Here is a 22,145-nt window from a genome sequence, read left to right as displayed (position 1 = left end):
TCAGCTCAGCGCTTCCATGCTGCCCTGCGTGGGAATGTCCGGCGCCGTCTGGTTGTCGACGACCAGAAGCTCGAAGCTGCCATCTTCCTGCCGCCGCCATTGCCCGCCAACCAGCGGGGTCTTGCAGACATTGGTCGCCGCAAAGGGCGGAAGGCCTTCGCCGTTGAAGGCGATCCGGCCCACGATGGTCTCAAGGTCCGTCGCGGCAATGGTCTCGGCGACACCGTCCGGATCAGTCGGATCATCCGCGCGTTCGATGACGTTCGCCGCCATTTCGAAAAGCGAATGGATATAGCCGATGGGCTGAGTCCAGGGCCGCCCCGTCGTCTCGGTAAAATCCGCCGCAAGTGCCGCGCAGCTCTGACCGGTCAGGGACGAGGTGAAGGGATGGTTCCTGGACCACCAGACCTCGGAGCTGAGGTTATGCCCCGACTCTCCCAATGTCTCGACCGATTGCGGGAACAGGATCGCCTTCGCCACCGTGATCGCCTTGGGGGAAAAGCCCTGCTGCGCTGCCTGGTTGCGGAAGGTCGTGAAATCCGGCGGGATCACCACGCCGGTGACAATGTCGCAATTCGCCTGTTTGAATGCGTTGATCTGAGCCGAGAAATCGTCCGTCAGGTTCTGGTAGCGACCGGGATCGACCGTCTCGTAGCCATCCTGGGCAAAGCCGGGTGCGACGCCGTTCTGGGGGTCGCCCCAAGCGTTGCCATCCGCATCGTTGGGGAACAGGCCCGCGACCTTCTTGTTGGTGTCCAGCTGATCCCACATGTTGGTGAAGACCGCGATGACATCTTCAAGCCCCCAGAAATAATGGAAGGCATAGTCGAAAGGCCGCCAGCTTGCCGGGTCTCCGGGATTGCCCTGCTGCCCGATGAACCAGGGCTGCCAGGGTGCCATGGTCGAAATGCAGGGGATGAATTCATTCTCGCATACCGTCGTCACCGGGTTCGTCGTTTCGGGCGTCGAGGCCACCAGCATGAGGTGCACGCCATCCTCGATGACAAGCTCCTGCGCCGCGTCTGCAGCGCGGTTCGGATTGGACTGGCTGTCCTTCACCACGACCTCGACGTCCATGCCCTTCTCCGCCGCCACGCGCTTGAACATCTCCAGCGCAAAGGTGTCGGATTCCGCAAAGCCGGCCAGCGGCCCCGATTGCGGCGAGACATAGCCGATCTTGATGCGGGTCCCCTGTGCCAGTGCGGGCATGGCAAGCCCGCCCGCGCTGACGGCAAAACCCGCCGCCGCGCCTGTCTTGAGCAGTTTTCTGCGATTGATCATCTTTCTTCCTCCCTAAGTGCCTGACATTTTCGCGTCAGGCGGTTCCGTTTATTCTCCCTCGGGCCGCGCACCCTCCCAGGCAGCCTGAAGCAGGTTTCTGATGTCGCGGCGGTCGAAGGGCCGCGGATTGGGGTAAGGCGCGCGGGTCGCAATCTCGGCGGCGCGGTCCAGATCGGCCTCGCTCAGCCCAAGGTCGCGCAACCGCAGCGGTGCCCCCGCCCGCTTCGCGAAATCCCACAGGCCACCGCCGACCGATCCGCCGAAAATTTCGGCGACCGGGGCCAGAAGCTCAGCAGTGGCGGCGGCATTGAACCCTGTCGTATGCGGCAAGAGGATCGCATGGGTTTCCGCATGTGGCATGCCGAAGGACCCGCCGATGACATGCGCCAGCTTGTGATGCAGCGCCATCGACACATAGCCAAGCGCGGTGGAGCAAAGCCAGGCACCGTAGAGCACATCCGTCCGCGCCGCCCGGTTCTGCGGGTCCTCGGTGACCCTGTGCAGGCTGCGCTTGAAGACCCGCATCGCCTCCACCGCCATCTGGCTGAGGATCGGGTTACGGTCTTCGGCATAGAGCGCCTCGATCCCGTGCGAGATCGCGTTGAGCGAGGAGGTCACAGTCATCCCGACCGGCAATGTCAGCGTGGTATCGACATCGTAGATCACGGTTTCGGGCCTGATCGAAGCGTCGCGGCGGGTGGTCTTTTCGCCATCCACCGTCTCACCCAGAATGTCCGTCATCTCGGACCCCGCATAGGTGGTCGGGATCGCGACATGGTCCGCGCCGGTCCTTGTGGCAATCGCCTTGCCCAGCCCGACGGTCGATCCGCCGCCATAAGAGACGACGCAATCCGCGCCTGCCGTCTTGAAGGCCTCCATCGCCGCCTCGGTCACTTCGATCGGCGTATGCATGGTGGCCTCGGTGAACGTCCCGGCGGAGAGGCCGCCAAGTTCCCCGGCCAGCGTCCCCGCGGCCTCGGCCTGTGGCGGGGTGGACAGCACCAGCGCGCGGGACCGGCCAAGCGCCTCGATCTCCTCACCAACGCGCGACAATGTGCCCGAGCCGAAGACGACCCGCGTGCGGATGCCGGGGAAGGTGAAACCTTGCATCAGATCGCTCATGACGCCGCCTCCAGTGCCCTCTGTCCCGCAATCGCCGCTTCGAGCATCTCCGAAAGCGTCTCTATCTCGACATCGCTCACCTCGTGGCCACGGCCGGGAAAGATATCCATCCGCAGCCGTGCGCCGCATTCCGACAGCTCGCCGACAAGTTTGCGATGCGCCCAGAGCGGGATCCAGGGATCGTCGTCGCCATTTGTGGTATAGACCGGCAGCCCGGCCAGATCCGCGCGGACAAGGTCATCCTGCACCGCGCCCACCCGGCAGGCCGTCAGCAGCGCGGCCGAGGTGACCTTGCCGCCCCGCATCAGCCATTCCGCCGCCATGCAGGCGCCCTGCGAAAAACCGATAAGGACAAGCGGCAGGCCGTCCTGCCGTGCCGCGTCGATGCAATTGCCGATGGCATCCAGCGCCGCGTCGAGCTGGCGTGTGGTGCCCTCTTCCAGTGGGTCAACGGCCTTGGCGTCGTACCAGGCCTCCCCCTCGGACTTGGGCAGGACATAGTGAACATCCGCCACCTCCAGCCGGGACAGGATCATGTCGATCATGTCCTGCTGGGTTTGCCCGCGTCCGTGCACGACGACACAAACGGCCTTGGCTGTCTGTGCCGTCGCACCCTGATGGAGCGTTTCTGCCATCACGCGAATTCCGCCTCTTCGAGACCTTCCATCAGCTCTTCCTTCTTGCCCTCGAACCAGGGCGGGAAGACAAGCGTTTGACCGATGGCATCGGCAGGCTCATCACGCGCCCAGCCTTCGGGCACCGTCCAGGCAAGCTCGAACAATGCGCCGCCGGGGCTGCGCACATAGCAGGATTTGAAGTACATCCGGTCCTTCTGCTCCGAGATGTCGGTAAAGCCGAGGCCCTCGATATGGGCACGCAGCTTCATCTGGCTTTCCTCATCGCCGGTGTTCAGCGCCATGTGGTGGATGGTGCCGCCGGCAAGCGTCCAGGTGCCCTGTTTTTCGTTGGGCTCGTGCAGGACTTCGACCCGCTGGATGATGCCATTGTCGTCCGGCACCCGGAAAACGAGGCCCTCGTCGCTGTCCGCCTCCTTTTCGAGCGGCAGGGCAATGGTCATGAAATCGTCCATCGCGGTGCGGTCCGTCACGGCCACGGCCCCGCCGTAGATCCCCTTGATCCCGTGTTCCCTTCCGATGCCCTGATCGTCATTGGTGATCGGGCCGCGCGGATCGTCGGGGCTTTCGACCAGCTCATGCGGGATGCCGCAGGGATGGGCAAACACCACCCGGTCCGCGCCGAAACGCGAAATCCTGGTGGCCTCGATGCCGCGCTCGTTCAGGCGGTTCACCCAGAAATCGGCCGCACCCATCGGGATGGACTGCATCACGATCTTGGCCTGGTTTGTCCCGCGTTTGCCGTAGACGCCCGGTTTCTTGAATGGAAAGGTGGTGATGATGGTCGAGGCATCGCCATTCTTCGACCCATAGTAGAGGTGATAGACCGGCAGCACCCCGTCAAAGAGCACCGTGCGCTTGACCGAATGCAGACCCAGGGTCTTGGTGTAGAAATCGAAATCCTCCTGAGCGCCATGTGTCGATAGCGTAAGGTGGTGATATCCGCTGATTTTCATTGTTTCCTCCTGATTGCTTCAGCTCTGAGTGTCTTGGGACCGGTTCGAGGCCAGGACGAAGCGGAACTCCGTTCGCAGGCCGCCATCGCCGGTTTCGGTAAATTCGGCCAGCAGCTCGGGTCGCACGGCAAGGAGCGGGTCGTCCGCGATGCAGGGATCGGTGCGGTCGAAAATATGGGTGGTCAGGGTGCGGTGCCCGGGGGCGCTGATCCGGAAATGGATATGGGCGGGCCGGTCAAGACCAAGATTCAGCAGTTTCATCAGCGCGCCAACGGGCCCGTCATCGGGCACGCGGTAGCCTGCGGGCCGCACCGTGCGGATCGAGACCCGACCCGAGCCTGGCACCCGATAGCGACCGCGCAGGTTGAATTCGGGCTGCGCGTCAGGGTCCTGGTTCTCGTAGATCCCATCGCCATTCGCCTGCCAGACTTCGACCACCGCCCCTTCGATCGGACAGCCGTCGAGGTTCTGCACATGCGCCACAACCTCCAGCGGCACGCCGCGTCCGTCGAGCGAGATCGACTCGCCATCCTTGCGAAATGCCACATCCGGGCGATAGAACGGGCCGGTCAGTGTCGGCGGAGTAAGGCCTTCGGCCTTCGGGGCCAGTTGCGCCTCCACCTGGCTCGTGACACCCAGCACGTCGAACAGCAGAACCCATTCATGGCGCGTATCGTGACAGGCTTCACCCACGTCCGTCAGAAACGCAATGATTTGCTGCAGTTCCATACGTGTGGGCTGAAGTTTGGCAATGATGTCGCAGATGGCGTCGACCACAAGGCGCACGGCCTGCGCGGCCCGTGGGTCTTCGGCATTCTTCAGGCGTTGCGCAAAATCCTGCGCGACATACGAGCGCCCTGAAATCGACTCTGCGACCATCATTCAAACTCCTCCCGACTCAACGGTATTGCGAGAAATTTGCCTTGTGGATTATTATTTTCACTTCCATCATAACAAACTGGTATGAAGATCGAAGAACGCCATCTCGCTCAGCTGGCCGCCGTGGTCGACCTTGGCAGTGTCACCCGCGCGGCCGAGATGCTGGGCGTCAGCCAGCCCGCCATCTCCCGCGTGTTGACCTCGCTTGAGAAGCGGCTTGGGGAACCTCTGTTCGAGCCGGGTCGCCGCCCGCTTCGACCCACGCTGCTCGGCGAAACCCTTGCGCTCCACGGCCGTCAGATCCTTGAAGCCTCGCGTCAGGCGACCGAGGCCCTGCGCAGCCTGCGCAGCGGCAGTTCAGGGACCGTCAAGGTCGGCGGGGTGCCCTTTTTCATGGATGCCTACATCAGCCGCATGATCGGCACGTTCCATGTTCAGGAACCCGGCATCCGGGTGGACCAATCCTATGGAAACCTGCCGGAGCTGCAGAAGCGCCTGTTGTCGCATCAGCTGGATTTCGCGATCTGCCCGCTCGGTGTGGTCGAGGCGGCGCCCGAGATGGAGTTTACCGAGATCCTGCCTGCCCGGAACGTCCTGGCCTGTCGCCGCGGACATCCGCTGCACCGGCGCGGCCGGATTTCGACACGGGACCTGGTAGACTTCCCCTGGGTCGCGCCGCTGCCCGGCTCCCCGCTTTTGGCGGATCTGCATGCGATCCTGCTGGCGGTCGGCATGAATGACATATCTGTGCGCTATTCCGGCGGATCGCTGATGTCCGTCTACAACTATCTCGAAGAGACCGACGCGCTGACGGTCCTGCCGCATTCGGTCGTCTTCGCGCATCGCAAGGCCCACGACATTTCAGTGCTGCCTGTCAAAATTCCGCAACCTGCCCGCAGTCTGGGCATTCTTCGCGCGAAGAATGCCCAGTGGACGCCCGCCGCACAAAAGCTTTTCGAACATGTGACCCACGATTTCCGGCACCTCAGCACCATGATCGCGCGGCACGAAAACGCAATTGTCTGGGGCAACTGAGGGCCCTGCCCCGAGACCTGAATGGACCGGCGATTGTGTTTCGCCGATCCCGGGTGAAAATCACCGTGTCAGTTCTGTCCAGATCCGGGTGTAGAGGTCTTGTGCCTCGGGCGGGCAGAGGGTCTGCTCGATCGCGGCACCTTGCAGGGCCTCGGGCACATTGAGTTCGGGCGCATTGACCAGTTCGGGGTCCATGAATTCTTCGGACCCCACAATGCCGTTGCTGTACATCGTGTAGTTCGAGATCATCGCGGCATTCTCTGGCGCCATGATGAAGTTCATGAACAGCTTGGCGTTCTCGACATTGGCGGCATCGGACGGGATGGCAACGTTGTCCATCCATTTCATATAGCCGCTTTCAGGCCAGCCATAAGCGAAGCCTTCGTTCAGACCCCGCACACGGGCGGCGGCACCGTTCCAGAAGATTGTGGCGTTGAGGTCCTCATTGATGAACTTCTCGAAGGACGGATAATCGACCGAGGCCCAGTTTTCCTTGGCCTTGAGCAGCAGGTCGCGCGCCTTGCTCAGGCTGTCGCGGTCGGTGGTGCAGGTTTCCGCGCCGATGTAGCGCAATGTCATGTCGATCGTGTCGTTCATCGACGGCACCAGGTTGATGCTGCCCTTCAGCTCTTCCGGCGGGTCAAGGAAGATCGCGGCGGTGTTGATGTCGCCGTCATAGACCTTCTTGTTGACCATGACGCCGGTGGTGCCCCAGACCCAGGGCACCGTATACTTGCGGTCGGGGTCGGTGGGGATGGATTTCCACTGCTCCGCGATGTGTTTGAAGTTTTCCATTTCGGTCGGGTTGCTTTCCATCAGCAGCCCCTGATCGACGTAAGCCGGGATGAAGTAGCCGCTGACGATGATCACGTCCATGCCGTGACCGCCGGCCTGGATACGGGCGATGGCCTCTTCATTGGCGACAAAATCGGTCAGCGTGACCTCGACGTCGTATTCTTGCGAGAATTTTTCCAGCAGGTCGGGCGGGGTGTAGAGCCCGAAGTTGTAGAGGTTCAGCTTGCCTTCGGCCGTGGCGGATTGCGCGCACAGTGCCAGTCCTGCGGCAAGTGCAGCGCGGGTGGGGGTGAGTTTCATGGAAAAGTCTCCGATGTTGGATTGGGGTTGGCGGTTTCTTGTTGATTATTCCTTGGTGCGGGTGACGACCCACGATGCGGCGACGATGGAGATGCTGGCAAAAAGCAGCAGCGCCGAGATCGCGTAGATTTCCGATGTCAGATTGCGGCGCAGTTCGCCCATCAGGTAGGTGGGCAGGGTTTCCTGACCCGGCGCCTTGACGAAGCTGCTGACCACGACGTTGTCGAGCGAGATCACGAAAGCCAGCATGAAACCGGCGAGAATGCCCGGCAGCAGCAGCGGCAGCGTGACCCGCCGGAAGGTGTAGAACCGGCTGGCGTAGAGATCCATCGACGCGGTTTCCAGCGTCAGGTCCATGCCCGACAACCGCGCGCGGATCGGCAGAAAGGCAAAGGGGATGCAGAATGTCGTATGTGCCGCGATCATATAGCCGAGGCCCTGGTAACCTGTCGCCTGCTTGAGTTGCGCCAGCACGATCATGAGGGCGATGGCAAAGACGATTTCGGGCACCAGCAGGGGCTGATTGAGAATGACAAAGATGCTGCCCTGCCCCTTGACGGGCCGGCCACGGGTCACCGCCAGCGCGGCCATGGTGGCAAGGGCGGTCGCAATGCTGGAAGCGGTGGCTGCCACGATCAGGGAATTGAGCGCAGCATTGCGAAAGGCCGCGTTTTCCGTCGCCGCCGCGAACCAGCGCAGCGATGCGCCCTCCCACTGGCCCGCCGTATCGCCGCCGTTGAAGGCGTTCACCACCAGGATCAGCACGGGCACATAGAGCGCCAGAAAGGTGACGCCTGCAATGAGCGCGGCTCCGGGAACATGGGTGACGTCGAAGCGTTTCTCAGCCATTGGCCTGATCCCCTTTTGCAGCGCGGCGGGCGTACCAGATCAATGCGCCCAGTACGACAAGTGTGAGCGTGATCGACAGCGCGGCGCCCAGCGGCCAGTTGCGGCCCTGTCCGAATTGCAGATCAATCAGGTTGCCCCACATCATCGCGCGTCCTCCGCCCATCAGACGCGGCGTGACATAGGCGCCGAGCGCGGGAATGAAGACCAGGATCGACCCCGCAATGATGCCCGGCCACATCAACGGCAGCACCACCCGGCGCAGGCAATATAGCCGCGAGGCGTAAAGATCGTAAGCTGCCTCGGACAGGCGGAAGTCGAACTTCTCGATCGCGGCATAGACAGGCAGTACCATCAGCGGCAGGTAGACATAGGTCATCCCGACCAGCACGGCCCCGTTGGTGAACATCATCTGCAACGGTTCGTCGATGATGCCGGTCGCCAGCAAAATCCGGTTGAGCGTGCCATCGGCGCGGATCACCTCCTGGATCGCGATGGTGCGGACAAGCAGGTTCGTCCAGAACGGCACCGTGATGAGGAACATCCAGAAGCCGCGCGAGGATTGCGGGCGTGTCGCGATGAACCATGCGGTGGGGATGCCAAAGACGAAGGTAAGCGCGGTGGTGGCCAAGGCCAGCGCGATGGACCGGCCCAGGATCGACAGATGCGCAGTCGCCGGGATCAGGCTGTCGTCAAAGAAGTCGCGTTCGAAAAACACCGCGCGCCATCCGTCGAGCGAGAATCCCGGTTCGACACCGGCGTACTGGCCCGCTTGCATGAAGGAATAGGCGACCATGACGGCCAGCGGCGCGATGGACAGCAGCGTGATCACCGTCAGCGCGGGCAGCGCAAGTGACCAGCGCCGCCGGGTCTCATCCCGGATCAGGGCGCTTTCGCTGGCGGAAGCGTCATGCGGCATCTGCGGTTTCCTCCGGCAGGACACGCAGCGCGTCGATGGGCAGGGAAACCGTCAGGCTCTGGCCTTCGGTCAGGGGCGTTGCGGCGTGGGATGTGTTTGGCGCGCGCAGGCTGAGGGTGCCGCCGTTTTGCAGGCGCAGGCTGACATGGGTATCGGTTCCGGAGAACACCAGCGCCTCGATGCGGCCATCGAGGGTGATGGCCTTTTCGGCCGTGGCTCCAACCACAACCTGTTCGGGGCGGATCATGATCGTGACCGGCCCCCCGCCCTTCGTGTCGCGCGGCAGCGGCGCGGGCGGGCAACCTGCCAGGATCAGCTTGTCATCCACAATGGTGCCGGGCAGGAAATTTGCCTCGCCGATGAATTCGGCGACAAACCGGTTTGCCGGATGGTCATAGAGCGCGCGGGGGCTGGCCACCTGTTGCAGCGTCCCGCCTTCCATCACGGCGATGCGGTCCGACATGGTCAGCGCCTCGTCCTGGTCGTGGGTGACAAAGATGAAGGTCAGTCCCAGCTCGCGCTGCAGGCGCTTGAGCTCGACCTGCATCTGCTTGCGCAGCTTGAGATCAAGTGCGGAAAGCGGTTCATCCAGCAGCAGGATGCGGGGCCGCGGGGCCAGTGCCCGCGCAAGCGCCACGCGCTGTTGCTGACCGCCCGACATCTGGCTGCTCTTGCGGTCGCGCAGATGCGCCATCTGCACGATTTCGAGTATCTCATCCACCCGCGGGGCGATCTCTGCCGGATTGGTGCCCCGCGCTTCCAGCCCGAAGGCGACGTTCTGCGCCACGGTCATATGCGGAAACAGCGCATAGCTTTGAAACACGGTGTTCACGGGGCGGTGGTTCGGCGGAATCATCGCTATGTCCTTGCCGTCCAGCACCAGCTGCCCGCCACTGGGTTGCTCAAAGCCGGCAATCAGCCGCAACAGGGTAGTCTTGCCGCAACCGGACGGGCCGAGAAGCGTGAAAAACTCCCCCTCCTCGATGGTGATGTCGATGGATTTCAGCGCGTGAAAGGCACGCGCGCCTGAGCCGAATTTCTTTGAAAGCGAACGTATGTCGAGCATGTGCAGCATCCTTGCGAATTGCCCGAAAGTTATTGACATAAATTTTTTAGTCAATAAAAATTTTTATGAAGACAAATGTTAATGCCGTGAAGAGAGCCAGATGCCCACAGATTCAGAACCCGGATTGCGTGATCGCAAGAAAGCCCGGCGCCGCGATGATATCATCGCGGCGGCAATCGAGCTGTTCGGGAAGAAGGGCGTCGACGCGACCACAATCGCGGACATCGCCGAAGCCTGCGACGTGTCGGCACCCACGATATTCAACTACTTCGGATCAAAAGACGGCATCCTTGTCGCCCTCGTCGAGGAAGGCACCCAGCGCAAACGCGAGCGCGGATCACGCCGGCCGCGTCTGGAGGGGGTTCCGCTGGCCACCATCGTGCTGGACCTGTTCTCTGAGGTCTCGCAGGAAACCCTGGATATCGCTTCGCGGCGGGTCTGGCGCTATGCCGAAGCCGCGGTGATCCGGCGACCCGAGACGAATCTGTCGGAGCGGTTTCGCGATACCTCCCACCTGTTGATCGAATCCATTGTGGAGCGGTTGAAGATCTACGAATTGCACACACGGACGGGTACGCCGATGGACATCAACTACCTTTCGAGCGTGCTCTATGACCTGTGGATGCCCTGCTATCTGAACCTGATCACCGACCCGCAGATGACACTGGCGGATCACGACGCAATGCTGTTGCAGCGGATCACACCCTTTCTGACCTATGTCTTCGACGACAACACCCTGACCGCCACGCGCCTCAGCCGGACGGAACAACGCACATGACCCCCACCCTCGTATTTACCAATGCCAGCGTTCTGACGATGGACCCTGACGCGCCGCGCGCAACCGCGGTGGCGATAAGCGGTGACCGGATCACCGCCGTTGGCACCGACGCTGAGATCGCGGCCATGGCAGGGCCGGAGACACGCAGGATCGACGCACAGGGCCGGACGCTGCTGCCCGGTTTCGTGGAATCGCATGTGCATCTTTTCATGGGCGGCTACAATGAAACTGTGATCCGCGCAGACCGGGTCAGCGGATTCGAGGCATTGCGCGCAAAGGTTGAGGCTTATTCGGCGGCCCATCCCGACCTGGCCCTGCTGCTGGGACAAGGGGCCGATTATGCCATCCTCGGTGCAGGCCGACAGCTGGACCGGCAGGTATTGGATGAGATTTGTCCCGACCGCCCGCTGGCCATCATGGCCTATGACTTCCACACCGCCTGGGCCAATACCGCAGCGCTTGAGGCGGCGGGCCTGCTCGACGGGCGCGACCTGCCGCGCGGCAATGCGGTGGTGATGGGCGCGGACGGCAAGGCCACGGGCGAGCTGCACGAGAAGCTGGCGATCCTGCCGGTGCTGGAGCTGCGCAATCTGGGCGGACGTGAATCGCTGGGCATGTCAGGGATCGAACCGCCGGTGCCGCCGACACAAAAAGAGCGGGCAGAAGACCGCGAGACCCTGAAGGTCGGCCTGCGCCATGCGGCGCGCCACGGCATCACGTCGATGCACAACATGGACGGCAACCGCTACATGCTGGAGGTCCTGCGCGAGATCGAGGACGAGGGTGCGCTGATCGCGCGGCTGCGGGTGCCGTTCCACCTGACGGCGGAAATGGATCTGTCGGAACTGGACCGCGCCAGCGCCATGACGCGGGATTTCACGGGTGACACCCTGTGTTCAGGCTTCGTTAAGATCTTCCTCGACGGGGTGATTGCGAGCGGTACGGCAGCGATGCTTGACCCCTATGCCAATCGCCCGGACCATCGGGGCGACATGCTGTTCACCCGCGAGGATTTTATCGCGGCGGCGGTAGAGATTGATAAACGTGGCATGCAGATCGCCATCCATGCCATCGGGGACGCAGCCGTGCGGCTGGCGCTGGACGGCTATGAAGCGGCGGCCAAGGCCAACGGTCCGCGTGACCGGCGTCACCGGATCGAACATGTGGAGATGCTGCACCCTGACGATCTGGGGCGCTTTGCCGAGCTGGGTGTCATCGCCTCGATGCAGCCGCCGCACGCCCCGCTGCGCGAGGATGAGACAACCGTGGGGATCGGTCCGGACCGGGCGGGCATGGCCTATGCCTGGCGGACCATCGCCGACACGGGTGCGGTCGTCGCTTTTTCCTCGGACTGGCCGATTGTGCCGATTTCTCCGCTGGCAGGCATTCAGGCGGCGATGACGCGGCAGAACTGGGTCGCAGGATTGCCGGACCAGCGGCTGACCCTGCACGAGGTCTTGGCGGCATACACCTGCAATGGCGCGTATGTGGGTTTCGCGGAAGGGCTGACCGGAACAATCCGGACCGGCATGAAGGCGGACCTTGCCCTGCTGTCAGCCGATATCGAGAACACCGCCATCGACCGCATCGGCGCACTGGAAGTCGACCTGACACTGTTTGACGGGAGGGTTACCCATGAACGCTGATTGCCCCGACATCACGACGCTGGGTGCCCCCTTGTCGCCCGGAAAACCCCGCCTGACACGGATCTGTTCGATCCGGGCCGGGATTGGACCGGCAACCGAATTCGAGACCACCCGCGGCACCGGCCGTGCATTATTCCCGATTATCGGGGGAGAAGCTGTTGGCGCAGGCTGGCGCGGCGCGATCCTGCCTGGCGGTGCCGATTTCGCCCGCCGCCTTCCCGACGGGACCTATGAGATTGAAGCACGCTATTTCCTTGAGCTTGAGGATGGAACAATCCTGATGGTGCATAATGCGGGGCGCATGGTGCCGCAGGCGGACGGCAGCTTTCAAGGACGTACCCGGGCGGAGCTGGAGGTGCCTGAAGGCCCCTACGCGGCATTGGGTGACATGGTGCTGTTTGGAACTGCCTATGCCCCTGCCGGCGATGATGGAAACGTCTTCATCGAACTCTGGCATGCCGAGAGCTGAGGCGGGGATCACATCCGCCCTACCCACGATAACGAACGGTGCCCCGCGATGTCCCGTCAGTTTATTCCGGGTCGTGGATCTTTTCATCCGGCCTGTCATCCAGCGTCTGCTTCAGCAGATGAACGCCATCGGCGATGTCCGCCCGGATGGCCAGACCCAGCGCTTCGGCGTCGTTGCGCCGGATCGCCTCAAGGGTCATCTGGTGCTTGTCCACGATGTCGGATTTCTCTTCCATCTTGAAGACGCTGCGCATGAAAGGGCCGAACTGCATCCACACGCTTTCCAGCAGCGGCACCAGCACTTCTGACGCGCCTGCTCTGTAGAGGGTAAAGTGGAACTGGTAGTTTTCCTGCATATACACCCCGGCGTCGCCAGTGGTGTAGCTGTGGTTCATACGCTGGTCGCAGGCTTCCATTTCCGCGATTTTTTCCGCTGTCATGAACGGCAGGGCGCGCATCGCGCACAGCGGTTCCAGCTGCTGTCGGGCCTGCATCAATTCGTCAAACCGACGGCGGGTCAGCGCCGGAACGCAAAAGCGGCCATTGCGCTGAACCTCAAGGGCGCGTTCCCCGACCAGCCGTGTGATGGCACCGCGCACAGGCATAAGCCCCACGTCCATCGTCTGGCTGATGTCGCGTGCATTCACATTCGTACCCGGCGCAAACTGCCCCGAAATCAGCTGCTCTCGCAGGGTCTGATAGATCTGTTGGTGCAGGGTCGAAATATCGCGCATTCAGGTCTACCATTGCTTTCGTGATCCGGACGGCTGCGGCGGCATGACGGGTCCCGCGCAACCAAGATGTCCGACATAGGTCGGTTGGTGCCTCAAGCCTAGCCAGTCAAGATGTCTTTGCCAATTCGGTCAGGCCCGGAGCCCCCTTGGCATTCATCCGATCTGAACCTTGCTCTCTTGCAGGATGTTGCCGCCGTCCACGACCAGCATTGATCCGTTCACATAGCTTGCTTCTTCAGCGGCCAGAAAGGCAGCAGCCGCCGCGATTTCGTCAGGGCGTCCGGCGCGGCCCAACGGCGTATGGCGTGCGGCGACCCGCTCTTCTTCGGTCGAGGCGCCGGTGTCGACCCAGCCGGGGGCCACCGCATTGACCGTGACGCCAAAGCGCCCAACCTCCAGTGCCAGCGCATGGGTCATGCCGACCATGCCGGCCTTGGCTGCGGAATAGGCCGCCTCGCCTTCGTTCGAGACAAGCGGCCCGGTCACGGAAGCGATGTTCACGATCCGCCCGATGCCCCGTTCGGTCATGTCGCCAAGAAAGGCCTTGGTCACAAGGAATGCGGTCTTGAGGGTCACATCAATGCCGACATCCCAATCGGCTTCCGTGAGGGACAGAAAGCTGCGCTGAAGCGCAGGGGCGGCAAGTGACCCCATGCCCGCATTGTTGACCAGCACATCGACGCTGCCGACCTCGGCCCGCAGGCGCGCGACCTCGTCCGCTTTGGTCAGGTCGGCAACATGCGATGTGATCTGGAACCCCTCGGCGCGCAACTCTTCTGCGCGGTCGTGAATCCGCGCGCTGGCACCGGCAATTGCGACCGAGAGCCCGCGTTTTGCAAGCGTTCTGGCAATTGCCACACCGATGCCGTCACGCGCGCCGGCGCCGGTGACCAATGCTGTCTTGAGTAGGGTCATGTTGTTTCGCCTGTCCAGGTCCATCTCCCATCGCGGACAGTAATCTGCGATGGGAAACCGGTGTTTGCGCGTCAGATCGTGTTGCTGAAATAGTCGAATTCTTCTGCCGTGACCTCGGCGATGAACCGGTCGTATTCCGATTGCCGCAGCGCCAGAAACACATGTGCCATCTTCTCTCCCAGGGCTTGTCTGAGGAAAGCGGAGCCTGACGCGCATGCAATCGCGGAGGCCCAATCCGCAGGCAGCCCATAGGCGCTGTCTGCGTCATAAGATGTCGCTTCGGCCTCTGGCTGCAATGTGTCGCGGATCCCCTCGTACATTCCGGCCAGCACGCCCGCCGCCACGAGATAGGGGTTGGCATCGACACCGGGTGTGCGGTGTTCGATGTGGCGGTTGGCAGCGTTCCCTGCGGGGACCCTGATGGCGACGCTGCGGTTGTTGCGGCCCCATGTGGCAGCCGTAGGCGCATAGCTGTTGCGCCCGAACCGGCGCCATGAGTTGATGTTGGGCGCATAAAGCAGCATGGACTCGGCCAGCGTCTTTTGCAGCCCCGCCACAGCATTCAGCAACAGCGGCGCAAGGTCCCCGCCAGTGTCCGCCATCAGGTTCTTGCCCGCCTCATCCGTCAGGCTGGTGTGCAGATGCATCCCCGAGCCGGAACGCCCGCCAAAGGGCTTTGCCATGAAGTTTGCACGCATCCCGTGACGGATCGCGAGGCCGCGCACCAGTCGTTTCAGCATCACCAGATCATCCGCCGCGCGCAGCCCGCTGTCGCGGTGGCGCAGGGTCAGCTCATACTGTCCGGGTGCGTATTCGGAGATCATGGTTTCGACCGGCAGGCCCTGCGTTTCGGCATGGGCATAAAGCTGGGCGATAAAGGTCTGCATGTTGTCGAGCGGGTCCAGACTGTAGACCTGATTGGTCTGGTTCAGGTCGCCCGTGATCGGCATCCGCGCGGCCTGCGGGCGGCCATTGGCATCGCGGGTGGCGTCCAGCAGGTAGAACTCCAGTTCAAAGGCCATGACGGGGTTCATGCCGATCTGGTTGAACGCCTCGATCTGATGCGACAGCGCATGACGTGGATCGGCGCCCATGCGCGTGCCGTCCAACTCGTAGAGGCTGACGCGGACTTCGCCGCGTTTTGGCGAGGTCCAGGGCAGTTCAACCAGCGATCCGGCAATTGGCCAAGCAATGCGGTCCGCATCGCCGTCGTCCCAGACCAGACCGGTTTCGTCCACATCCTCGCCCGTCACGTCGAGGCCGAGGATCGAGCCCGGAAGGTGACGGCCGGATTTGTACAGGCCCAGCAGTTCGTGACGGCGGATGATCTTGCCCCGCGCGATCCCGTTGGGGTCGATCAGCACAAGGTCAAAGGCGGAGATGTCCGGGTGTGTGGCAAGAAAGGCTTCGGCCTCTTCGATAGAGGCGGCTTCACTCGGTCTGGTGTCGGTCATCATATGCCCTCCTGCGCAACGAGACGGGTCAGCACGTTCTCATAGGCGCTCAGCAGCCCCTCGACCTGTTCGTCGGTCGTGGTTGGCGCGACCAGCACCATGTTATGGAACGGTGTCACCAGATAGCCCTGGTTCAGCACGCCGATGTGCAGGGCATGTTGAATGTCATCAATCGCCGCCGCGCGCGCCTCTGCCGCGTTGCGTACCGGGTTAGCCGAGAACACAATTTCAAGCCGCGCACCAACGCGGCTGACATGCCACGGCAGCCCTGCGGCGCGGATCGCGTCCGTGAAACCTTGTTCAAGCCGGTCGGCGTGGCGGTTCATGGTGGCGTAAGCCTCTGCTGTCATCACTTCCGACAGGCAGGCGCGCAGACAGGCGATTTGCAGTGTGCTGCCCGACAGGGTCGTGCCGATGCCGGAATGGCCGATGCCGGTCATCCTGGCGCGGATGTCAGACATGGCTTTGGCGACGTCCTGCGACATGCCCCAGATCGCGACCGGCACGCCGCCGCCCACGGGTTTGCCGACGACAAAGATGTCCGGGTCGAGCCCATGCACCGCAGTATAGCCGCCAAGGCCGGTGGAAATCGTGTGCGTTTCGTCGATATGCAGCAATGTGCCAGCCGCGCGGGTCAGATCGCGCAGCGCTGTCAGATAGCCCTCGTCGGGCAGGATCATGCCACAGTTCGTCATCACCGGTTCGGCCAGAACAACGGCGATATCACCCGCCTCAAGCGCGGTCTTCAGCGCGTCAATGTCGTTGAACGGGATGCTGACGGTCGTCGTGGTGACATCGACAACCTGACCCAACAGGTTCTTACGGGCGACCGTTAGGCCGTCCTCAAGGTCGACCAGCGTTTCGTCGACGGCACCGTGATAGCAGCCATCGAAGACCAGGATTTTGTTGCGCCCCGTCACCGCCCGCGCGACCCGGATGGCAAAGCGGTTGGCATCGCTTGCGGTGGTGGCAATCTGGAAGACGAAGGGGCCGAAACGGTCAGTGAGCAGCTTGCCGACCTCTGCCACCTCACCCGAGGGCAGCATGGTGGTCAGGCCGCGTTCACCCGACTTTGACAGGGCCTCGACAATGGACCGGGGCGCATGGCCGAACATTGCGCCGGTGTCGCCAAGGCAGAAATCGACAAGCGTGTTGCCGTCAATGTCGGTCAGGGTGCTGCCGGAGGCACCGGCGACTGCAAAGGGAAAGGGCATTGGCCAATCGCGCATCCAATGCTGCGGCACCTGATCGTAAAAACCCGGCGCCGGGTTGGCGAACATGGCTTGGCTGCGCGGCCGAAGCTGTTCGTAAATCGAGGCTTCACGCGCGACCAGATCGCGGGCCGTGGCACACACCTTGGCAAGATCAACGGGATGGGCGGTTTCTTGGTAACTCATGATGGTCCTCAGGGCGTTAAAGTTATCACTTTAGTGCTTGGGAAGATCCGTGCTGTCAACATATTTGATCAAATTACGCCAAAATTTGGCGTCTTTTGATGGTTTTTGAGAGGCGCAAGAGCATAAAGTTATAACAATATACGAAATTGAGGTTCGTTCGCCCGGCCCGGCGGAGGTTCAGCTTACGCGCCGCGCCTGAGTTTACGCACCTGCCACGGCGGTGCCGCTTGGCTTGCCGCTGGCCGGACTACATCCCTCTTTTGTCGGGAGCTTTGCGGCCAATGTATTTCGCGGCGGAATCGCCGGGGGCCTGACGCGCATCCGCAATGCCGATGAGCACGCCCAGGGATCGCGGCGCGTTGCGCATATTGATGAAAGTGCCGTTTGACAACGTCGTGCGTGCCGACGGACGGCGCGCCCATGTGTTCAGCTTGATATACATCTCTGCGATGGTTGCCGCGTGTTCTGCGCGGCCACCCAGATCGCACAACTCGTCCGGATCGGCCTGCAGGTCGAACAGCATCGGGCGGTGGCCGCTTTCAAAGTGGATCATCTTCCAGCGGTGATCCGCGACCATGAACATGCGCGACTGATCGGGGTGCAGGTCCAGCCGTGCGGCCAGCGGCGTGGCCGAATAGTCGTATTCGCAGATGCAACAGTCGCGGTCCGGTGCCGCGCCGCCGCGCAGCAGGGGCAGCAGAGAATGCCCTTCCAGAATGTGATCCAGCGCCGACGCATCGCCCCCCGCCACGTCGACAAAGGTGGGGGCCAGGTCGATACATTCCACCAGCGCGTCGCTGGTGGTGCCACGGGTCGCGTCGGCCGCGTCAGACGGATCATAGATGATCATCGGCACCTTGACCGAGGCATCGTGAAAGAACGTCTTTTCCCCCAGCCAGTGATCGCCCAGAAAATCCCCGTGGTCCGAGGTGATGACGATCATCGTGTCGTCCATCCGCCCCGTCTTTTCCAGCCAGTCGAACAGCACGCCCATCTGATCGTCGCATTGCTTGATCAGCCCCATATAGGCGGTCAACACTTTGTCGCGGATGTCGTCGCGGGCGAAGGCGCGGCCCACGGGGGCATTCTGGAAGCCCTTGAACACGGGATGGTCCGTCTCGCGCTCGGCATCGCTGCGCACCGGCGGCAGGAAGTGTTCGGGGCCATACATGCTGGCATAGGGTTCGGGGACGATATAGGGCCAATGCGGTTTGATATAGCTCAGGTGGCAGCACCAGGGCTGATCACCCTGGGCCTTGATGAACTCAATCCCGCGACGGGTGAGATAGGGGGTTTCGCTGTCTTCTTCGCGAATGTTGGCGGGGCGGTCGGAGTTTTCCAGAAACCAGCCGGACAGCACGTTGCCCTCGTCGTCGATCCCCGAGTTGGCATAGTCGTGCCAGGGGTTGTCGCTCTCGTACCCCTTGTCGCGCAGATACTCGTTGTACTTCAGCGCCCCGCCCGGATCATAAAAACCGTCCGGCCCCTCGGGGCGCATACCGTCGTCGCGCTCCCAGATGTCAAAGCCACATTCGGCCACACGCGCGCCGATCACGCTGTCCGGCGCCAGCCCCAGCCGCTGCATGCCCTCGGCGTCGGCGGCCATATGGGTCTTGCCCACCAGCCAGCAGCCCATGCCAAGATCGCGCAGGTGGTCGCCCATGGTGCGCTCGCCCACCTTCAGCGGCACGTTGTTCCAGGACGCGCCGTGGCTGTGCACATAGCGCCCCGTATAGGTCGACATGCGCGACGGGCCACACAGCGGCGACTGGATGCGGGCGTTGTCGAACCGCACGCCGCGCGCGGCAATCCTGTCGATGTTGGGCGTTTCCAGATGCGGATGGCCATAGCAGCCGAGGTAATCCCAGCGCAGCTGGTCGAACATGATGAACAGGATGTTCTTTGGCTTGGCCATCTGGCGCCCCCCTAAAATGCGCGCCGCGTGCGGTGACGTGCAGGTTTGTAACACATCGATACTAGCGCCCCATGAGCGAAGGCACCAAGGTGGCGATGGACGGGAAGGCCAGCACCAGCCCGAGCAGCACCAGCATCGCCCCGACAAAGGGCATCACGCCGCGGAAGATGGTCCAGACACTGATCCCCGTAGTCGCCGCCTTGACGACAAAGACGTTGATCCCGACCGGCGGCGTGATCAGCCCCAGCTCGATTGCGATGACAGCGACGATGCCGAACCAGACCATGTCCACGCCCATCGGCTTGAGGATCGCGGCGACCACCGGAACCGTCAGCGTCAGCATGGCGATACTGTCGAACACGCAGCCCATCGCCAGATAGGCCAGGACAATGCACAGGACGACCTGAAAGGGGCTGAGGTCATAGAAGGCCAGCACATCCGTCATTGCGCGCGTGAATCCGGCGATGTTCACGAAATTCGAAAAGATCAATGCGCCGATCGCCACGATAAAGATCATGCCGGTGGTAATCCCGGTCTCGACCAGGCTTTCCCACAGGCTGCGCCATGTCAGCCGTTTGCGAAACATCGCAAAGAGCGCGGCAAAGATGACTCCAACCCCGGCGGCTTCGGTGGCGGTGAAGATGCCCATGTATATGCCGCCGATGATCACGACAAAGATTACCACGATGCCCCAGACCTTGAGCACCAGCCGAAACCGTTCGGCCATCGGGACGCGCTCCGCGCTTGGGCCGGCGGTCGGGTCGATCATCGTGGTCATGCCGATGGTGAAGAAAAACATCACTGTCAGCAGCAGGCCCGGCAGGATACCCGCCATGAAAAGATCGGCAATGTCCGTTTCCGCAAGGATGCCATAAAGCACCATCGGCACCGAAGGCGGAATCAGAATGCCCAATGTGCCACCCGCCGCAATCGACCCGGTGGACAGGGAATCCCGATAGCCGAAGCGGCGCATGGAAGGCATCGCGACCTTCGAGATCGTCGCAGCGGTGGCGATGGAGGAGCCACAGACAGCGGCGAAGCCAGCGCAGGCAGCCACGGTGCCCATCGCCATCCCGCCCCGGCGGTGGCCGAGAAAGGCATTTGCAGCCTCGTAGAGATCCTGGCTCAACTGGCTGCGGTGGATAAAGGCGCCCATCAGAACAAAAAGCGGAATCACCGTCATCCCGTAGTTGGTCGAGACATCGAACATCTGCTGTCCTGCCATGGAAAAGGCCGCATTGAAGGCGCGGGCGTTGACCTCCAGCCCGCCATCCCCCCACCAGATCAGCGCCTGGCCGACCATGTCAGCGCGGGCAATGGCAAAGCCGACCACGCCCACCAAGATCAGCGAAAAGCCCAGCGGTACGCCGACAAAAGCCAGCGCCAGCAATACCACAAAACCAATCAATGACAGGATCATTCTACCGCCTCCTCGGGTTTGGCTTTCGCCGGTGGTTTCCCGCCAATGGCCTGTACCACCAGCACGGCCGACACTGCGGCCGCGAGCCAGGCAAGAACCGTCATGGCATAGGCGACCTGTGCCAAGGGTATGCCCAACGAGCCCGAAAGCTCCGCGCCGCCCGCGAGATGATCGGCCTGCACACCCATGCGCCAGGCAAGAAAGGCCAGCATCAGCGTGATGACAAACAACATGATCACCCGGTGCAGGCGCCGCGCGCGACCACCCATGCGGTCGGTCAGCAGTGAGATGGTCAGGTGCCCCTCCGCGCGCGTGGTCAGGGGCAATGCCGCGAAAACCGACAGCGCCATAAGGTATTGAACGATCTCATAGCCGCCCGGCAGCGGGGCGCTGAAAAAGTAGCGCCCCACCACATCGGCGGCCGTGATCAGCGCCATGGCCAGAAGGAAGGTCGCCATGATCACTTCCAGAATGCGTTCTACCCAGGTCCAGGCCCTTGCGAACATCGCCCTGTTTCCCTCAGTTGCCGGCAGCGATCAGGGCAACCTGCTCGCGGTAATAGGCAAGTGCCGCTGCGCCATCGATCCCGGCCGCATCCGCCGCATCGGTCCAGTCCTGATAGATCGGAGCCCAGGCGTCGGCCAGGGCCGCGACCAACTCGTCAGAGGCCTGATGGACCTTGCCGCCCGAGGCGATGAAGGCTGCGCGGTCCGCTTCGCCCTCGGCCTCCGAGATGATCATGCGGCGGGCAAGCGCCTCGCCCGACAGGCCGCGAATGATCGCCTGGTCTTCGGGCGCGATCGTATCCCAGATGTCGCTGCCGATGTAGAATGCAAAGGACCCGGAATACAGGCCATTGGGCAGTTCGGTGGCGGATTTGGTGAATTGCGTGACGTTGAAGGCGGCAAGGCCGGAAAAATCGAGACAGCAGTATGCGTCGACCACACCGCCGGAAATCACCTCGTACATGCGCACCGCGGGGCCCGGCGACACCACGGCACCCAATGCCGACAACGACCGCGACGCCAGGCCGGGAAGCGCCCAGAATTTCACCCCCTGGAAGTCCGAGATATCGTCGAACTCCGTGTCATTCATCGAATAGAAGCTCCCCGGCGAGAGGGTCAGAAGGCCCAGCAATTCGACGCCTTCCAGGGTTTCCACCTGCGACAGGTGGTTTTCATAGGTGCGCCAGGAGGCAATCGAACCGGCCATAGCGCTGGCGTTCACCGAAGGCAGCAGGGAAATCTGCAAGAGCGGGTTCGAACCTTCCAGAAAGCCCGTCATGATGAACCCCCCGTCCGCGATGCCCTGCTGCACCATGGTCAGCAGTTCCGGCGGCGGCGCGAGCGAGGCCTCCGGCACGTGGAACGTCACCCGGCCTTCGGTCTCGGCCTCGATATCGCTGAGCCAGGGCTGAATGATATCGGTATAGAGCCCGTCGGTCGGCCCGAGAAAGTTGTTGAACACAATGGTTGTGTCGGCCTGTGCCGCGAGCGGTGTCATCATCATCGCTGCTGCCAGGAGTCCTGGGAACTTAGTCATCTCGTCTTCCTTTCGTTGTGTCTTGCGCCGCGGCGCTTTCCG

At 62.5% G+C, this 22,145-nt stretch carries 21 protein-coding genes; 4 read left to right on the top strand and 17 right to left on the bottom strand.

Annotated elements, in window-relative coordinates; genetic code table 11:
- From PVW51_RS09800 to PVW51_RS09780, 5 genes are read right to left on the bottom strand one after another with little or no spacing between them, the layout of a single operon-like run.
- Nucleotides 1–1,281, bottom strand: a complete 1,281-nt coding sequence (locus PVW51_RS09800) for an ABC transporter substrate-binding protein (protein ID WP_274574834.1) — start codon at nucleotides 1,279–1,281, stop codon at nucleotides 1–3.
- Nucleotides 1,282–1,329: 48 nt separating this feature from the next.
- Entirely contained in the window at nucleotides 1,330–2,403 is a 1,074-nt protein-coding gene (locus PVW51_RS09795) for a maleylacetate reductase (protein WP_274574833.1), read from the bottom strand.
- Nucleotides 2,400–3,038, bottom strand: coding sequence for an alpha/beta hydrolase (locus PVW51_RS09790; protein ID WP_274574832.1), 639 nt, complete (start codon nucleotides 3,036–3,038; stop codon nucleotides 2,400–2,402). The genes PVW51_RS09795 and PVW51_RS09790 overlap by 4 nt, the downstream gene beginning before the upstream one ends.
- On the bottom strand, nucleotides 3,038–3,994 hold the full coding sequence (locus PVW51_RS09785; protein WP_274574831.1) for a VOC family protein: 957 nt from the start codon (nucleotides 3,992–3,994) through the stop codon (nucleotides 3,038–3,040). The genes PVW51_RS09790 and PVW51_RS09785 overlap by 1 nt, the downstream gene beginning before the upstream one ends.
- Nucleotides 3,995–4,012: 18 nt before the next feature.
- Nucleotides 4,013–4,876, bottom strand: a complete 864-nt coding sequence (locus PVW51_RS09780) for a dioxygenase family protein (RefSeq protein WP_274574830.1) — start codon at nucleotides 4,874–4,876, stop codon at nucleotides 4,013–4,015.
- A gap of 81 nt (nucleotides 4,877–4,957) precedes the next feature.
- Here PVW51_RS09780 and PVW51_RS09775 point away from each other — a divergent pair, with 81 nt between their 5' ends.
- On the top strand, nucleotides 4,958–5,908 hold the full coding sequence (locus PVW51_RS09775) for a LysR family transcriptional regulator (protein WP_269364624.1): 951 nt from the start codon (nucleotides 4,958–4,960) through the stop codon (nucleotides 5,906–5,908).
- A gap of 60 nt (nucleotides 5,909–5,968) precedes the next feature.
- Here the strand turns inward: PVW51_RS09775 and PVW51_RS09770 are convergent, their stop codons facing one another.
- Genes PVW51_RS09770 through PVW51_RS09755 form a run of 4 tightly spaced genes read right to left on the bottom strand, consistent with a single transcriptional unit; the run spans nucleotide 5,969 to nucleotide 9,834 of the window.
- A complete protein-coding gene (locus tag PVW51_RS09770) occupies nucleotides 5,969–7,003 on the bottom strand; it encodes an extracellular solute-binding protein (RefSeq protein ID WP_274574829.1) in 1,035 nt (344 codons plus the stop codon).
- Between the two features lie 45 nt (nucleotides 7,004–7,048).
- Nucleotides 7,049–7,852, bottom strand: a complete 804-nt coding sequence (locus PVW51_RS09765; protein ID WP_269364621.1) for an ABC transporter permease — start codon at nucleotides 7,850–7,852, stop codon at nucleotides 7,049–7,051.
- Nucleotides 7,845–8,768 carry an ABC transporter permease gene (locus PVW51_RS09760; protein WP_274574828.1) on the bottom strand — a complete coding sequence of 308 codons (924 nt, stop codon included), beginning with the start codon at nucleotides 8,766–8,768 and terminating at the stop codon, nucleotides 7,845–7,847. The genes PVW51_RS09765 and PVW51_RS09760 overlap by 8 nt, the downstream gene beginning before the upstream one ends.
- Nucleotides 8,758–9,834 carry an ABC transporter ATP-binding protein gene (locus PVW51_RS09755; protein WP_274574827.1) on the bottom strand — a complete coding sequence of 359 codons (1,077 nt, stop codon included), beginning with the start codon at nucleotides 9,832–9,834 and terminating at the stop codon, nucleotides 8,758–8,760. Before PVW51_RS09755 ends, PVW51_RS09760 begins: the two co-directional genes overlap by 11 nt.
- Before the next feature lie 100 nt (nucleotides 9,835–9,934).
- Between PVW51_RS09755 and PVW51_RS09750 the strand changes: the two genes are divergently transcribed.
- From PVW51_RS09750 to PVW51_RS09740, 3 genes are read left to right on the top strand one after another with little or no spacing between them, the layout of a single operon-like run.
- Nucleotides 9,935–10,612, top strand: coding sequence for a TetR/AcrR family transcriptional regulator (locus PVW51_RS09750; protein ID WP_274574826.1), 678 nt, complete (start codon nucleotides 9,935–9,937; stop codon nucleotides 10,610–10,612).
- The gene (locus tag PVW51_RS09745) at nucleotides 10,609–12,258 is read left to right on the top strand and encodes an amidohydrolase (RefSeq protein WP_274574825.1); all 1,650 of its coding nucleotides are present in this window, start codon (nucleotides 10,609–10,611) and stop codon (nucleotides 12,256–12,258) included. The genes PVW51_RS09750 and PVW51_RS09745 overlap by 4 nt, the downstream gene beginning before the upstream one ends.
- On the top strand, nucleotides 12,248–12,727 hold the full coding sequence (locus PVW51_RS09740; protein ID WP_274574824.1) for a DUF3237 family protein: 480 nt from the start codon (nucleotides 12,248–12,250) through the stop codon (nucleotides 12,725–12,727). Before PVW51_RS09745 ends, PVW51_RS09740 begins: the two co-directional genes overlap by 11 nt.
- 61 nt (nucleotides 12,728–12,788) lie before the next feature.
- On the opposite strand, the gene PVW51_RS09735 is transcribed toward PVW51_RS09740, so the two are convergent.
- From PVW51_RS09735 to PVW51_RS09700, 8 genes are all read right to left on the bottom strand, one after another.
- Nucleotides 12,789–13,460, bottom strand: a complete 672-nt coding sequence (locus PVW51_RS09735; RefSeq protein WP_269364614.1) for a GntR family transcriptional regulator — start codon at nucleotides 13,458–13,460, stop codon at nucleotides 12,789–12,791.
- Nucleotides 13,461–13,613: 153 nt separating this feature from the next.
- Nucleotides 13,614–14,375, bottom strand: a complete 762-nt coding sequence (locus PVW51_RS09730) for an SDR family NAD(P)-dependent oxidoreductase (RefSeq protein WP_274574822.1) — start codon at nucleotides 14,373–14,375, stop codon at nucleotides 13,614–13,616.
- Nucleotides 14,376–14,446: 71 nt separating this feature from the next.
- Nucleotides 14,447–15,829: a glutamine synthetase family protein gene (locus tag PVW51_RS09725; RefSeq protein WP_274574821.1), complete on the bottom strand. Its 1,383-nt coding sequence runs from the start codon at nucleotides 15,827–15,829 to the stop codon at nucleotides 14,447–14,449.
- Nucleotides 15,829–17,226 carry a transaminase gene (locus PVW51_RS09720; RefSeq protein WP_274574820.1) on the bottom strand — a complete coding sequence of 466 codons (1,398 nt, stop codon included), beginning with the start codon at nucleotides 17,224–17,226 and terminating at the stop codon, nucleotides 15,829–15,831. The genes PVW51_RS09725 and PVW51_RS09720 overlap by 1 nt, the downstream gene beginning before the upstream one ends.
- A 247-nt stretch (nucleotides 17,227–17,473) precedes the next feature.
- A complete protein-coding gene (locus tag PVW51_RS09715) occupies nucleotides 17,474–19,141 on the bottom strand; it encodes a sulfatase-like hydrolase/transferase (RefSeq protein ID WP_274574819.1) in 1,668 nt (555 codons plus the stop codon).
- A 61-nt stretch (nucleotides 19,142–19,202) separates the two neighbouring features.
- Nucleotides 19,203–20,561 (bottom strand): TRAP transporter large permease, encoded by a 1,359-nt coding sequence (locus PVW51_RS09710; protein ID WP_274574818.1) that lies wholly within the window; start codon nucleotides 20,559–20,561, stop codon nucleotides 19,203–19,205.
- A complete protein-coding gene (locus PVW51_RS09705; protein ID WP_274574817.1) occupies nucleotides 20,558–21,067 on the bottom strand; it encodes a TRAP transporter small permease in 510 nt (169 codons plus the stop codon). Before PVW51_RS09705 ends, PVW51_RS09710 begins: the two co-directional genes overlap by 4 nt.
- 13 nt (nucleotides 21,068–21,080) lie before the next feature.
- On the bottom strand, nucleotides 21,081–22,103 hold the full coding sequence (locus PVW51_RS09700) for a hypothetical protein (RefSeq protein ID WP_274574816.1): 1,023 nt from the start codon (nucleotides 22,101–22,103) through the stop codon (nucleotides 21,081–21,083).
- Between the last annotated feature and the right edge of the window lie 42 nt (nucleotides 22,104–22,145).

The sequence above is a fragment of the Sulfitobacter sp. PR48 genome (assembly GCF_028807335.1).
GTDB lineage: Bacteria > Pseudomonadota > Alphaproteobacteria > Rhodobacterales > Rhodobacteraceae > Sulfitobacter.
The sequence above is the reverse complement of the archived record's forward strand: the minus strand, read 5'-3'. Positions and strand labels throughout refer to the sequence as shown.